Source organism: Ruegeria sp. HKCCA6707, from assembly GCF_013033515.1.
GTDB lineage: Bacteria > Pseudomonadota > Alphaproteobacteria > Rhodobacterales > Rhodobacteraceae > Ruegeria.
The window spans coordinates 160,975-174,793 of record NZ_WQEG01000001.1; the positions used below are offsets into that span (position 1 = coordinate 160,975).

Sequence of the window (13,819 nt, forward strand, 5' to 3'; positions counted from 1 at the left end):
CTTGAGCAGGAACAAAAAGGGTACATCATATGGGTGATCTCGTCACGGGCCCTGACGGCCAACACCGTTGTGCCTGGTGCCAGGCCGCACCTGAGTTCTTTGACTATCACGACACGGAATGGGGTTACCCGGTTTCAGACGACATTCGCCTGTTCGAAAAGCTGTGCCTGGAAAGCTTTCAATCCGGGTTGAGTTGGCGCACGATCCTGAGCAAGCGCGAGAATTTTCGCAGTGCCTTTTGTGGTTTTGATTTCAACAAGATGGCCGTGTTTTCTGACGAAGATGTCGCGCGGCTGCTACAAGACACCGGTATTGTTCGCCATCGCGGAAAGATTGAAGCAGTGATCAATAACGCACGGCGTGCGCAGGAGTTGGTCGCTCAGGAAGGCTCGATCGCCGCCTATGTTTGGCGCTATGAGCCTGAAACACCACCCGCGCCGCGAAGCGCATCGACCTCACCCGAGTCGGTTGCGATGTCTAAAGATCTGAAGAAACGCGGCTGGAAATTTGTCGGCCCCACCACCGTTTATGCATTTATGCAAGCGATGGGGCTGATCAATGATCACGCAGAAGGCTGCGTCTTTCGAGACAAAGCGGCGCAAAAGCGCCGCGCGTACGTCAAGCCGGTTTAGCAGGACGCTTTGAAGATCTTGTCGATATTGCCACCCAGGGCCGCGTTGAACTCGGCCTCGGATTGATGCTTCGACAGCCCTTCGGTCAAGGCGCGCGAGAATGAGGCAATCATTTTGCCGTTCTGCCCTAGCAGGTCGCAGGCCTCTTCAGTAGAATAGCCACCCGACAAAGCCACAACGCGCAACACGCGCGGATGATCGGCCACCGCATCATAGAGGTTGGCTTTGGTCGGGATCGTCAATTTGAGCATCACATCCTGACCGTCTTCCAACTGATCAAGGTTTTTCAGGATCTCCGCGTTCAGGATGTCTTCTGCTTCAGCTTTGGTTGCGGAGTGGATATTCACCTCCGGCTCGATGATCGGAACCATTCCGGCGCTGACAACCTCACGGGCTACGTCAAATTGCTGTGCGACAATGGCGGCGATCCCTTCCGCGTTTGCCTCATGGATGACCGAGCGTTCCTTGGTCCCGAATACGCGACCTGCCTTGGCCAATGTCTCGGCCAGACCGGGGATCGGTTTCATCAATTGAACACCGTTTGCCTGCTCTTCCAGCCCTTTGTCGATCTTGAGGAACGGCACGATGCCTTTGACCGACCAAAGGTAGTCAGCCACTTTGCGACCCTCGATCTCTTCACCCAATGTCCGTTCGAACAGGATGGCGCCGATGACTTTGTCTTTGGTGAAATCATCCGCCAGAATGATCCGGGCGCGCATCTTCTGGATTTCGTCAAACATCTCGGCGTCTGAACCATAGTCAGACGCTTCCACGCCATAAAGCGCCAGCGCCTTTGGGGTCGAGCCGCCGCTTTGATCCAATGCTGCGATAAATCCTGCACCTTCAGACATCTGCGCGCGCTGTTCTGCGTTGGACATAACTCTTTCCTGTTCAATACTGATTCCGATTTACCCCCTCGCATACAGCAGCGCGGAGACGGATGGTAGGATGTTAGCGCTCAACCAAGCGCAACCAGATGCCATCTTTGGACCTGACCGTCAGATGTGCGACGGGAACAGGCGTTTTGCCGGGGATTGTTTCCAACCTGAAGCGCCGCAGGATCATCGACAAGATCAGCGGGCCTTCTACCATCGCAAAGCCCGCGCCCGGGCAAACACGCGGCCCGGCAGAAAACGGCATAAACGCATCCCGCTGACAGCGCTTGCCGTTCTCCGTGCTCCACCTGCTGGGGTCAAACCCGTCCGGGTTGTCCCATAACCGCTCATGCCGATGCAGATGCCAGGGGCTCAGAACCACTTGCGCGCCTGTTGGCAGGTCGCGATTTCTGAATTGCTCGGGACAGGTTGTTTCGCGCACCATCATCGGGACCGGCGGATAAAGCCGCAAGGTTTCGCGAAATATATCCCGCGCGCTACGCAGCTTTGAGATCGCAGAAAAATCGTGTTGATCCAGCAAGTGCGCTTCTGCGGCGATCCGGTCTTGCCACTCGGGGAACAGCGCTAACAAATACAGCGCCCAGGCCAAAGCGGATGCGCTGGTCTCGTGACCGGCCAGAAAGAAGATCGCCACCTGATCCACCATCTCATTGGTGTCAAAACAGCGCCCGGTGCTGGGGTCCGGTGTGGTCATGATCTTGGTCGCCAGATCATCTGGCGCGGTGCCGTTTGCAATCTGTGCAGCCCGTTCTTGTGTCATTCGCGTGATTAGAGCGCGGATATCCTGTGCGGTGCGGCGGGTGCGGCGGGAATGGAACCGAGGCATCCAGCGCGGCAACGGGACAAAGGCGGCCAGGTTCAAAAGCGGTTGTTCGCGCTGATAAGCGCGGAATTTCTGGAACACCTCTGCTGCGATGTCATGTTCAATCGGGACCGAAAACAGGGTGCGGAAAATCACGTCTGCGGCTGCGTGGCTGGTGATTTCTTCGAACTCGACGGGGTTTCCGACCCGCGATTGCAAACGGTCCGCACAAGCCTGCGCCGCTGCGCGCATCGCGGGAAAGGTATCTTTCAGCCGTCCGCCCTCAAACGCCGGATCGATAATGCGCCGCTGGGCTTTCCAGACCTCGCCGTTGGTCAGGAACACCGATTGACCCAACAGCGGGCGTAACCCTTCGCTGATGCGGTTGGACTTGGGGAAATCATCGGGCCGGTCTTTCAGAACCGTTTGGATCAGATCAGGCTGATTGATCAGGTATGACCGGAAAAACGGCGTTCGAAATTCGGCCATCCAGGCACGGTACAATCGCTGTGGCTGGGCCGAGAGCAGATCCTGCCGGAATAGTTTCAGGTACCGCGGCAGCGATACTTTGTCGGCGCGGGGCTGAGGCTTGGGTGGCGTCATGGGCCGACCGAACTGTATTTGGAAACCGGTGTTTCGATCCGCGATTTTGACGGCTTACGGCCGCTGAACCGCTGCGCGAGCGTCAGGGGCCCGGCGGTGATGCGGAAATAATCGTAGTCTCCGGGTTGGTCGAAGGCGCAGAGATACTGGAAATGCAGGCGGAAAAAGCGGTGGCGCAGCTGTCGCCAGCGCTCGGGCGACAGCGTCTGGGTAAAGGCCGCTGACAGGACAAGCGGCCAGCGCTTGCCCGGCCCGGCCACGCCACTCACCGCTACGGGATCACAAAGCGCAAAGGCGCAGCCATCGCCCGGGGCTGAGACATCGACCCAGGTCAGGTCTTCACGCGTGCTTAGGAATTGCAGGTCGCGGCGCAATTGGTCTGCGTTGGGCAGGAACGAGACCATGGGGACCACTTGCCCTAAGCTGAGGAAGAACACAGGGCGCTGTGTCTGGCGCTGCCTCAGCAACGAAGCCAGAACCAAAACTCCCAAATGCGCGCCCGAGCTGTGGCCAACCACCAGCACCTCATCTGTGTCACCATCCAGCGCGTCCCGGATCATCTGCGCAAACCCTTCCAACCGGGCGGCCAGTTCAGCCGGAACGGCACCCTTCAAAGCCGAGGAATGCGCATAATCATGCATCAGGTAATAGGCAAAAAACCTGTTGTCGAAACGACGAAAGGCATAGAGCAGACCATAGGCCAACCCGAACGCAGGCAAGAGAGCCAGCCAGCCTATCCAGCCCCAAAGCGGCGCAGCCGAGGCCCAAGCGATACCCACAGCCAGCGCCAATTGCCCCAGCAGCATCCCGACCGGATAAAGCGCCGCAATGACCGGCCCTTTGCGTAGCCGCATCAACCGTCCCAGCGTGCCGGTCGAAAGGTAAATCCACGCCGTCCTGAGCAATTGCAGATAGGTGCCGGGGATGGACTGCGCCATGCTCTGCTGCACGATGTCGGACCAGACCAGAACCTCGATGTCTGTTTCGGTTTCAAACCCGTCCTGGCGCGAGAACACGTGCCAACCATAGGGGCCATCACCGTTCTTGGGGCTCAATGCGATCTCATAGCCCGAAACCCGGGCCTGCGCGGCGCTTTCCTTGCGATAAAGCTCACGATAGCGACGAGGCGGAATCGGGTCATAACCGGGGATGTAGAACACCCGGCGTTTGCGCACTGTAGTTTCGGTGCTTTGACTGCTCATGCCCCTGCTCATCTGCCGCGCAGGTTAGCGCAGCGGGACGGTCAGGGTAAGACCCACCTGACCGGTCCCGCGATGTTAGAGCGATGGGTTTAACCGAAGGTTGCCAGAACCGGGAATGTTTCCAGCAGCCAGAAGCTGAACTCGGTAAACAGACCGGTAATCAGCATGATGCCCACGAACAACAGCAACCCGCCCATGATCTTTTCGATCAAAGCCATATGCGGTTTGATCTTGTTCATCACGGCCATAGACCGGTTCAGGAACATGGCGGCCAGCAGGAATGGAATGCCAAGGCCCGCCGCATAGACACCCAGCAAAAGGGTTCCGCGCGCCACCGAAGCCTCGGACGCCGCCAGCGACAGGATCGCGCCCAGTTGCGGGCCGATACAGGGCGTCCAGCCAAACGCAAAGGCCAGACCCAGAATATAGGCGCCAAAGATCGAACCACTGGATTCGCCGGTCTCCATCCGTGCCTCACGATCCAGCAGTGGAATGCGGATGATGTTCAGGAAGTGAAGACCAAAGACAATCACCACCGCACCCGAAATCTTGGCAAAAAGTACCTGATTTTGCAGCACAAAAGCGCCAAAGGCCGACGCGGTAAAGCCGAGCACCAGAAACACGGTCGACAAGCCCAGAACGAAGAACAGCGCCGACAGGGTGGCCTTGCGGCGCGCTTGCGCCTCATCTTTCATCTCGTTGATCGACACACCGCTCATATACGCAAGATAGGGCGGCACGATCGGCAACACGCAGGGGGACAGAAAACTGATCAGCCCGCCCAGCATGGCGATGAACATCGCGGGCAGAAGCTCCGCATCTATGATATCAATTCCGAACATGATCCCCACATATGGTATCAAATGCGCGTCGTCACGAGGCCAAACGGTCACAACCTCGTGGTTGAAATCTAGACAGTGTTACAAGTTCGTCCTATCCCCAATGACATGACGCAAAAGATCGAGACGCTGGACGCGCTGGGGTTGCTGTGCCCGCTGCCTGTCCTAAAAGCCCGAAAACGCCTTAAATCCTTGCCTGCAGGCGCTGTGCTGCGGGTGCTTGCTGATGATCCGGCTGCGATTATTGATGTTCCCCATTTTTGCACCGAGTCGGGCCATGTGCTGCTGTCACAAGACAGCGATGGTGATCACCAGGTCTATCTGATCCAAAAATCTGGCTAGATTGAATCCGGACAAGAAAAAAGGCGGGTCATGATGCCCGCCTTTTGTTTGTTATAATGACCACCAGCCCTTGCGTTTTGGCTTGGCCGGGGCGGGTTCAGGCTCGGGCTCTGGCGTCACAGTTTCCAAAACCGGCTCTGGCGCTTCTTCTGCCGGAGCTTCAGGCTCTGCCTCTGTGGCCGTGACCTCTGGGGTTTCTTCGGCCACAGCGGCCTCAGGGGTCTCTTCTGCAGGGATTTCCTGAGGTTCCGCCTCTGCCGTCGGTTCAACAACTGGCTCAGACGTTTCTTCTTGCGCCACCTCTTCGGCACGCGCGGCTTCGCTCGATTCTTCCGCCGCCGCAACATCCGCCTGGGCGCTCGCCTCGTCAGAGCTTACTTCAGCGGGTTGCGCGACCTCAGCGTCATCGTCCTTCTTGCGACGCCGCGCTGCACGTTTGCGCCTGGGTTTTGCAGGCTTTTCGTCCTGATCCGACGATGACGGTTCATCCGATGCGGTTTCGGCAGCGTCAGCGTCGTCTGACGCTTCACCTTCGGCACCTGAATCCTGTGCCTCGCCGTTTTCACCATTGCCGCCACCTTTCTTGCGACGACGACGGCGACGTTTGCGCTTGGGTTTCTGTTCCTCGTCGGACTGGACGCTGTCTTCAACGGCCTCTTCTTCGTCCGAGGTGTCAATCGCATCCATCAATGAGGCATCCGCCGAGATAACCGGTGCGGTTGCTTCCGGGACAATCCGGCTCGCGGTCTTGAACTTCTCCATCGAGAAATCCGGGCTGACCAGATGCACATCACCTTCAACACGGACCGACAGGCCATAGCGGGCTTCGATCTGCGCAATATGCTCGCGCTTCTGGTTCATCAGGAAATTGGCGATCCCCACAGGGCACCGCACCAGAACCTCGCGCGAGCGGCGACGCGTTCCCTCTTCCTCGATCTGGCGCAGGATCGACAAGGCCATACTGTCATCCGAACGGATCAAGCCTGTGCCGTGACAGGCCGGGCATGGCTGCGTTGTGGCCTCAAGCATCCCAGGGCGCAAGCGCTGGCGGCTCATCTCCAGCAGGCCAAAGCCCGAAATCCGGCCCACCTGAATGCGCGCGCGGTCGGTCTTCAGCTTGTCCTTCAGCCGCTTCTCAACAGCCGAGTTGTTCTTGCGCTCGTCCATATCGATAAAGTCGATGACGATCAGACCGGCCAGGTCCCGCAGACGCAGCTGACGCGCCACTTCTTCGGCGGCTTCAAGGTTCGTCTTAAGCGCGGTTTCCTCGATCGAGCCCTCTTTGGTCGCCCGACCCGAGTTCACGTCAATGGCCACCAATGCCTCGGTCACCCCGATCACGATATAGCCGCCGGATTTCAGCTGCACCGTCGGGTTGAACATCCCCGCCAGATAGCTTTCCACCTGATAGCGCGCAAAAAGCGGCAGCGCATCTTCGTACCGTTTCACGTTCTTGGCGTGAGACGGCATGATCATCTTCATAAAGTCCTTGGCGATGCGGTATCCGCCCTCGCCTTCAACCAGAACCTCGTCGATATCGCGATTATACAAATCGCGGATCGAGCGTTTGATCAGATCGCCTTCTTCATAGATCTTGGCCGGCGCAATCGATTCCAGCGTCAGTTCCCGGATCTGCTCCCACAGGCGTTGCAGATATTCATAATCACGCTTGATCTCGGATTTCGTGCGCTTGGCCCCAGCTGTGCGAATAATCAGCCCGGCCCCGGTCGGCACATCGATGTCCGAAGCGATTTCTTTCAGTTTCTTGCGATCGGCCGCGTTGGTGATCTTGCGGCTGATACCACCGCCACGCGCGGTGTTGGGCATCAGCACACAATAGCGACCGGCCAGCGACAGATAGGTGGTCAGCGCGGCCCCTTTGTTGCCGCGTTCTTCCTTGACCACCTGCACCAGCAAAACCTGGCGGACTTTGATAACTTCCTGGATTTTGTACCGGCGCGGGCGCGGTTTGCGCGGCGGGCGAATATCTTCGCTGTCATCTTCATCGGCGACCGATTCAATGGTCTCGTCTTTTGACGCAGCATCCGCGCTTTTCTCGCCCTGATCTTCATCCTCAGAGGTGTCATCTGCCCCATCTTCGGAGTCCACCGGGTCATCCGAGTTGTCCGTGTCTTCCGCCACAGCCTCCGACGCCGCATCCTCTGCGCCTTCTTCCGCTTCGACGGACTCTGCTGCGCTACTTTCTTCTGCGGCCTCTTCCACCTCGGCAGCAGGATCGTCCTGTGGTTCCTCAACCGGTGTTTCGGCAACAACCTCCATCGGAGACGTCCCTTCGGGTACCGGCATTTCCGCCTGATCCCCATCGTCCAGGTGGATGGTTTCCATTCCGCTGGGTTCAGACGAAACGTCCAGTGTTTCGACCGGATCGTCCGATTTGACGTCTGCCGCTTTTGTGCGTGAACGCGACCGCCGCTTCTTGGGCTTCGCCTCTTCGGCCTCATCCCGCGCCTTCATCGCCTCGGCATAGGCGCGCTCTTCTTCCATCAGCGCTTCGCGATCCGCGACGGGGATCTGGTAGTAATCCGGATGGATCTCGGAAAACGCCAGGAAACCGTGCCGGTTCCCGCCATAATCGACAAAAGCTGCCTGAAGCGAGGGTTCGACCCGCGTGACTTTTGCTAGATAGATATTGCCAGCAAGCTGACGTTTGTTTTCGGATTCAAAATCGAACTCCTCGACCTTGTTTCCGTCGACCACCACGACGCGGGTTTCCTCCGCGTGGGTGGCATCGATAAGCATTTTCTTAGCCATGTGTCCTTGATGCACCGCGCCAAACGCGTTGTCCTGACCCGTCCGGGTGGACAGGCACATTTGGCATGATGTCTTGTAGTGGCGATATCGGACGGCGCGCGGCAAGGTCTGGCGCTATGGCCCCCTGCCCGTTCTCTCAATCGTTGCGCGCGCGTCATCGCGGTTCTTCTCCGACAAGCGCAGAGTGCTGCAGCCTGCCCATTTATTCCTTTCGCCCGAAGGGGTTCGGGCTCAGGTGCTCTGTTGTCCCATACGGGACACAATCGGTCTGCCTTGCCGTTCGACCCTTCAGGTCACCTTCAGCAAAACAGCGAAACTCTTTGATTCGGGACTTTTGGGCACCAAAAAAACGCCCGGCCCGTCAGGACACCATAAAAGCAGTCCTGTGGAAAAGACAATGGGCAAACTGCATTCGGCCGGTCCCGAACTCAGTAATCCTCTTCTTCTGTTGAAAAATACCTCGGGGGTGAATTGAGCCGCAGGCTCAAGAGGGGGCTGGCCCCCTCCCTTACAAATAGTCCGACCTTTGCAGCCCGTATTTGGCCATCTTCTCGTTCAGCGTGCGGCGCGGCAGGCATAGTTCTTCCATGACCGACGCAATCGACCCCTTATGTCGCCGCATCGTGTTGTCGATTAGCATGCGCTCGAACGCTTCGACATATTCCTTCAGCGGCTTGCCTTCGGTGGTCATCACCGGCTGCATTTCTTCGTGATCCGACATCAGCAATGACGCGATCGTGCCCGAGCCGCGCCGCGACTGCAAAACGGCGCGTTCGGCGATGTTGATCAACTGGCGTACATTGCCCGGCCAGGGCGCCTGCAACAGTTGCGCGGCCTCCTGGGCGCTCACCTGTGGTGCATCGCAGCCATATTCTTCAGCAAACTGCTCGCTGAGACGGGCGAAGAGCGTCAGGATATCCTCACCCCGCTGCCGCAGCGGCGGCATGGTGATCCGCAGCGCGGCAAGCCGATAGAACAAGTCCGGGCGCAACACGTCTTCTGATGTTTTGCCCGCTTCCTGCAGATTCGAGATCGCGACGATCCGGGTTTCCGCAGGTGTTCCCTGCTCGTTCATGACATTCAGCAAACGGGCTTGCAGCGTGTCGCTTAGCGCTTCGATATCTTCCAAAACCAAAGTGCCACCGCGCGCCTCTTCGATGGCGGGCAACTGGCTGTCTTCCGGCAGCATCGGGCCAAACAGACGCTTCGAAAGCGCTTCCTCTTCCAGCGCCGCGCATGAGACCAGAACAAATTTCTTGCCAGCCCGGCTGCCAACCGCGTGCAGCGCGTGGGCCACGAGCGTTTTACCGGTGCCGGTCTCGCCATCGATCAGCACATGACCATCGGCCTGGCCCAGATCCAGAATGTCTTCGCGCAGACGCTCCATCACCGGGCTGGCACCGATCAGCTTGTTCATGATCTGCGCGCCACCCGACAGCTCGCGCCGCAATGCGCGGTTGTCCAGGGTCAGACGGCGGGCGTTGCTGGCGCGTTTGGCCAGTTCCGACATGCGGTCCGGGTTGAAGGGCTTTTCAAGAAAGTCAAACGCGCCCACGCGCATCGCCTCAACCGCCATGGGCACATCGCCGTGCCCCGTGATCATGATCACCGGCAAGGTGCTGTCTGCACCCATTAGCTTTTTCAGCATCTGGATACCGTCCATCCCCGGCATCTTGATGTCCGAGATCACGATGCCCGGGTAATCCGGCCCCAACACCTTGAGCGCGTCTTCTGCGCTGGCGAAGGTTTCGGTGTCATAGCCCGACAATGCCAGCCATTGGCTGATCGACTGGCGCATGTCCTGTTCATCATCCACAATGGCGATCTTCATGGCCTGTGCCATAGGTCTTCCTCTTATTCGGCGGCCTCAAGGCCGTCTGTTCCCAATATGGGCAATTGCATCTCAAACACAGCGCCGCCTTTCTGGCCATTGCGCGCCGTCAGTCGTCCCCCATGGTCGTTCACGATCCCGGACGAGATGGCAAGCCCCAGCCCCACACCGTCACCGGGACGTTTGGTGGTGTAAAACGGCTCGAACAGGTTTTCGATATCCTCGATGCCGTGCCCGTTGTCACGCACCGTCAAGACCGCTGTATCGCCTGCCGCCAATATGATCTCGACATCAGGTTCCGCCACTGATTTGGTGGCATCCAGCGCGTTGCGCAAGAGGTTCACCATCACCTGTTCGATCCGCATACGGTCGCCCATGACCACCACGGGGTCTTCGGGGATGATCTGCGTGATCTTGACATGTCGCTGCCGCAACTGTGGTTCCATCATCGACAGAGACGAGGCCAGCGCATCCCCAAGATTTACTGGCGAAAACGCGTCAGCCCCTTTGCGAGCATAGGATTTCAGCTGCCGCGTGATCGCTCCCATCCGCTCGATCAGCCCATCGATGCGACCAAAGCTGGCCAAAGCCTCTTCGGGGCGATCACGCCGCAGCAGCAACCGCGCCCCGGCCAGATAGGTTTTCATTGCTGCCAGAGGTTGATTCAACTCGTGGCTGACCGCCGCCGACATTTCGCCCAAGGCCGCCAGTTTCGAGCTTTGTGCAAGCGTCTGCTCGGCCACTTCCAGCGTCTTTTCCACCCGTTCGCGCTCAGCAATTTCCCGCTGTAGCCTTGTATTCAATGCGCGAAGCTCCGCCGACTCGCGCTGGAACAATGCCATGCGCAAGGTCGCCCTGCGGCTGAGCGCATAGAAGGCCAGCGCCAGAAGAATCGCAAAGCCCATAATCTCAAGTGCCAGAACGCTGTTCACCCGTTCCCGCACCGAGGAATAGGTGGTGTAAGAGGTCATCTGCCACCCCCGGAACGGGATCCGCGTCTCCATGCGCATGACCGCCTCGCCTTGGAAATAGGCGTCAACTGGCACTGCCGTCCAATCCGTAGTTGCGCGGATGGCGCGCTGAATGGCGCCCTGAGGGGGCTGACGCAACAGCGCGTCTTGCTCGACCAAGCCACGCCATTTGGGTTCGGTTGATAGAATGATGGTCCCGGTGCTGTCGGTGACCATGACTGCATCGGAAATCCCCGACCAGGCGCGTTCGAACTTTTGCAGATCGACCTCGACAACAATGACGCCAAGGATCTCGGAATTGGCTTCGATCCGCCGCGAATACACAAAGCTGTAGCCGCCGGATTCGCGGGCGATGACCGAAAAGATCGTCGCATTCGACCGAATGGCATCGATGAAATAGGGGGAATTGCGATGCGCCTCACCCAAACGGTTTCGATCGGTTGCTGCACGTGTCAGCCCATCTCGGTCGAGCAAAACCAAAGACGCTGCACCGATCTCTTCCACAAACGAGATCAGGCGCTGGCTCGACAGGGTATAGTCGCTGGATTGCAGCGCGGATATCAGTGTCGGGTCACGTGCCAGCAATTGCGGCACGATAGCATTGCGTCGCAATTCGCTGATCAGGTTGCCGGAATACAAGGCCAGTCGCAGTTCGGCCCGGTTGCGCGTGGACTCCGTAAACCGGTTGGTCAGCAGGCTGTTGGTGACCCAGACGGTGACAACGGCAGTCAACAGCAGCATGACAATGGCCAAGCGCAGTCGCCACCCCAAGGTGGTTGAACGAAAGCCTCTGAAAAACCCTGTCGACGCCGACCCAGTATCTGAACTCATATCGCGACGCTACGCGCCCGAGGCCCCGACCTCAAGTCACGCGGGCGCAAGAACGCCTGACAATGCGCGAAACAGCGCCGTCCCGTCTGTCCCGCCATGGCCTTCATCAGCCGCCCTCTCTGGATGCGGCATCATGCCCAGAACACGCCGGTTCGGCGACAGGATCCCGGCGATATCCCCGCGCGAGCCATTGGGATTCTCGGTATAGGAGAACGCGACACGATCCTCCCCTTTCAGCTCAGCCAGCGTTTCGTCATCGGCAAAGTAGTTTCCATCATGATGCGCAATGGGAATGCCGATCACATCACCTGCGTTATAGCCCTGGGTAAAGGCGCTGTCGCTGGTCTCGACCTTCAGGCCAACGGTGCGGCAAATGTATTTCAGATCTGCATTGCGCAACAATGCGCCAGGCAAGATACCGGTTTCTGTCAAAACCTGAAATCCGTTGCAGATCCCGATCGCATAGCCGCCTCGCTGCGTATGCTCGACCAGAGACTTGCAGATCGGTGATTGCGCCGCGATTGCGCCGCAGCGCAGGTAATCACCATAGGAAAACCCACCGGGAACGCCAACGATATCCACACCATCTGGCAAAGAGGCATCCTTGTGCCAGACCATATCTACCTGAAACCCCGCATGCTCGAAGGCAACGGCAAGATCCCTGTCACAGTTGGATCCGGGGAAAACGATAACGGCTGCACGCATGGTGATGTCTCCTAAGAGCTAAAGTCGGTGACGACCGCCACACCCGGAGGCGTCGGGGCGTCAAAGGCGGCAAGCTCGGCGCTTACCTGGTTAAGTGTAATTTGGCGGGTAACCAACGGGCTCAGGTCGACCGCACCGCTTTCGAGCAGCGACAGAAGCGAAGGGTAGCGCCAGCTGGGCATACCGCGCGTGCCCTGAAGGGTGAGTTGACCGGAATAGAGCGCATCCATCGGCAAGGACATGGTCGTATGATCGCCCGCTGGCATTCCGATCTGCACCATACGGCCCAGCTTGCGCAGCGACCGCATCGCCGCAACCGTAGTGGTTTCAATGCCCAACGCCTCAATCGCCACATGCGCACCACCGCTGGTCAGGTCTTTGACCGCTTGTGGCGCGTCGGTCTTGGCCGCATTGACCACTGCGTGTGCGCCGAGCGATGTGGCATAGTCCAGTTTGTCATCATCAATATCCACAACGATGACTCGCGCACCCAACGCCTTGCCCAGCAACAGGGTCGAGACACCAACACCACCGCCGCCAAAGACAGCGATCCATTCCCCACCTTGAACCTGAGCCCGTCCCACCAGCGCTTGCCAGGCCGTGGTGACACGGCATCCCAGTGCGGCTCCGATCTCGGGCGCTATTGTTTCGGGCAATTGGGACAGGTTCGCATCAGCATGGGCCACCGCCACATACTCCGCAAAAGCACCGTCGCAGGTAAAGCCAGGCACCACCTGATCGGCGCAGATCGTCTGATGGCCCTGCGCACAGTCCGGGCATCGGCCGCAGGCCAGAATAAAGGGCGCTATCACCCGGTCCCCAGTGCGCCAGCGTTTGACGTCTGGCCCAACGGCGACGACTTCGCCGCAATATTCGTGGCCCGGGGTCATCGGTAAGATCACATCGGGGTCCGCGCCGGACCAGGCATGCCAGTCAGAGCGGCACACACCACAGGCCAAAAGCCGCAGGACAACACCATCGGCGGCAGGCTCGGGATCAGGGACCTGCATCACCTCAAGCGGTTGGCGATATCCGATCAGACGCGCGGCGCGCATGGGCTTAGCCCAGCTCGATCTCGTAGCGTTCGATAACCGTATTGGCCAAGAGCTTTTCGCACATCTCGGTCACATCGGCCTCGGTCGCGCCATCGGCCAGATCCAGATCGATCACTTTGCCCTGACGCACGCCTTCGACTTTGTCGAACCCCATGGCGCCCAACGCGTGACGAACCGCCTCGCCCTGCGGGTCCAGCACCCCGTTTTTGAGCATCACATGCACCCGTGCCTTCATCTTCGAAAACTCCACCTGTGGACCATGGGACCGGTCCGTTCCGTTGCGCGGGGGATAGCGCGCCTGACCCTTTTCGACAACCCTTTGCGGGCTTTGACCAAAG

12 protein-coding genes are annotated in these 13,819 nt (G+C 58.8%); 2 read left to right on the plus strand and 10 right to left on the minus strand.

The annotated features are described in order from the left end of the window. Nucleotides 1–29 precede the first annotated feature (29 nt). Complete coding sequence (locus tag GOW40_RS00825; protein ID WP_171129361.1) at nt 30–632, plus strand: DNA-3-methyladenine glycosylase I; 603 nt, start codon at nt 30–32, stop codon at nt 630–632. Here GOW40_RS00825 and GOW40_RS00830 read toward each other — a convergent pair. From GOW40_RS00830 to GOW40_RS00845, 4 genes are all read right to left on the minus strand, one after another. Beyond that, nucleotides 629–1,510 carry a fructose bisphosphate aldolase gene (locus GOW40_RS00830; protein ID WP_171230828.1) on the minus strand — a complete coding sequence of 294 codons (882 nt, stop codon included), beginning with the start codon at nt 1,508–1,510 and terminating at the stop codon, nt 629–631. The two genes, GOW40_RS00825 and GOW40_RS00830, sit on opposite strands and share 4 nt — an antisense overlap. Before the next feature lie 73 nt (nt 1,511–1,583). Beyond that, a complete protein-coding gene (locus GOW40_RS00835) occupies nt 1,584–2,933 on the minus strand; it encodes a cytochrome P450 (protein WP_171129357.1) in 1,350 nt (449 codons plus the stop codon). Next, the gene (locus GOW40_RS00840) at nt 2,930–4,135 is read right to left on the minus strand and encodes a hypothetical protein (RefSeq protein WP_171230829.1); all 1,206 of its coding nucleotides are present in this window, start codon (nt 4,133–4,135) and stop codon (nt 2,930–2,932) included. The genes GOW40_RS00835 and GOW40_RS00840 overlap by 4 nt, the downstream gene beginning before the upstream one ends. A gap of 89 nt (nt 4,136–4,224) precedes the next feature. Beyond that, nucleotides 4,225–4,977 carry a cytochrome c biogenesis CcdA family protein gene (locus GOW40_RS00845; RefSeq protein ID WP_171129348.1) on the minus strand — a complete coding sequence of 251 codons (753 nt, stop codon included), beginning with the start codon at nt 4,975–4,977 and terminating at the stop codon, nt 4,225–4,227. A gap of 105 nt (nt 4,978–5,082) precedes the next feature. On the opposite strand from GOW40_RS00845, the gene GOW40_RS00850 reads away from it, so the two are divergent. Then, nucleotides 5,083–5,316, plus strand: coding sequence for a sulfurtransferase TusA family protein (locus tag GOW40_RS00850; RefSeq protein WP_171130476.1), 234 nt, complete (start codon nt 5,083–5,085; stop codon nt 5,314–5,316). A gap of 51 nt (nt 5,317–5,367) precedes the next feature. Here the strand turns inward: GOW40_RS00850 and GOW40_RS00855 are convergent, their stop codons facing one another. The 6 genes from GOW40_RS00855 to purS all read right to left on the minus strand — a co-directional run bounded on the left by GOW40_RS00855 (nt 5,368) and on the right by purS (nt 13,716). Further along, entirely contained in the window at nt 5,368–8,088 is a 2,721-nt protein-coding gene (locus GOW40_RS00855) for a ribonuclease E/G (RefSeq protein ID WP_171129345.1), read from the minus strand. 508 nt (nt 8,089–8,596) lie between these two features. Then, complete coding sequence (locus GOW40_RS00860; protein WP_171098838.1) at nt 8,597–9,931, minus strand: sigma-54 dependent transcriptional regulator; 1,335 nt, start codon at nt 9,929–9,931, stop codon at nt 8,597–8,599. A gap of 11 nt (nt 9,932–9,942) precedes the next feature. Further along, nucleotides 9,943–11,721 (minus strand): ATP-binding protein, encoded by a 1,779-nt coding sequence (locus tag GOW40_RS00865; protein WP_171129343.1) that lies wholly within the window; start codon nt 11,719–11,721, stop codon nt 9,943–9,945. A 36-nt stretch (nt 11,722–11,757) separates the two neighbouring features. Then, nucleotides 11,758–12,426, minus strand: coding sequence for a phosphoribosylformylglycinamidine synthase subunit PurQ (gene purQ, locus GOW40_RS00870; RefSeq protein ID WP_171129342.1), 669 nt, complete (start codon nt 12,424–12,426; stop codon nt 11,758–11,760). Between the two features lie 11 nt (nt 12,427–12,437). Continuing rightward, complete coding sequence (locus tag GOW40_RS00875) at nt 12,438–13,481, minus strand: zinc-dependent alcohol dehydrogenase family protein (RefSeq protein WP_171129340.1); 1,044 nt, start codon at nt 13,479–13,481, stop codon at nt 12,438–12,440. Between the two features lie 4 nt (nt 13,482–13,485). Continuing rightward, nucleotides 13,486–13,716, minus strand: coding sequence for a phosphoribosylformylglycinamidine synthase subunit PurS (gene purS / locus GOW40_RS00880; protein WP_171099270.1), 231 nt, complete (start codon nt 13,714–13,716; stop codon nt 13,486–13,488). Nucleotides 13,717–13,819: the final 103 nt, after the last annotated feature.

Excerpts from the sequence above, each read along its gene's own strand:
- GOW40_RS00825 (WP_171129361.1), top strand. The coding sequence starts at position 30 with ATGGGTGATCTCGTCACGGGCCCTGACGGCCAACACCGTTGTGCCTGG.
- GOW40_RS00830 (WP_171230828.1), bottom strand. The coding sequence starts at position 1,510 with ATGTCCAACGCAGAACAGCGCGCGCAGATGTCTGAAGGTGCAGGATTT.
- GOW40_RS00835 (WP_171129357.1), bottom strand. The coding sequence starts at position 2,933 with ATGACGCCACCCAAGCCTCAGCCCCGCGCCGACAAAGTATCGCTGCCG.
- GOW40_RS00840 (WP_171230829.1), bottom strand. The coding sequence starts at position 4,135 with ATGAGCAGTCAAAGCACCGAAACTACAGTGCGCAAACGCCGGGTGTTC.
- GOW40_RS00845 (WP_171129348.1), bottom strand. The coding sequence starts at position 4,977 with ATGTTCGGAATTGATATCATAGATGCGGAGCTTCTGCCCGCGATGTTC.
- GOW40_RS00850 (WP_171130476.1), top strand. The coding sequence starts at position 5,083 with ATGACGCAAAAGATCGAGACGCTGGACGCGCTGGGGTTGCTGTGCCCG.
- GOW40_RS00855 (WP_171129345.1), bottom strand. The coding sequence starts at position 8,088 with ATGGCTAAGAAAATGCTTATCGATGCCACCCACGCGGAGGAAACCCGC.
- GOW40_RS00860 (WP_171098838.1), bottom strand. The coding sequence starts at position 9,931 with ATGGCACAGGCCATGAAGATCGCCATTGTGGATGATGAACAGGACATG.
- GOW40_RS00865 (WP_171129343.1), bottom strand. The coding sequence starts at position 11,721 with ATGAGTTCAGATACTGGGTCGGCGTCGACAGGGTTTTTCAGAGGCTTT.
- purQ (WP_171129342.1), bottom strand. The coding sequence starts at position 12,426 with ATGCGTGCAGCCGTTATCGTTTTCCCCGGATCCAACTGTGACAGGGAT.
- GOW40_RS00875 (WP_171129340.1), bottom strand. The coding sequence starts at position 13,481 with ATGCGCGCCGCGCGTCTGATCGGATATCGCCAACCGCTTGAGGTGATG.
- purS (WP_171099270.1), bottom strand. The coding sequence starts at position 13,716 with ATGAAGGCACGGGTGCATGTGATGCTCAAAAACGGGGTGCTGGACCCG.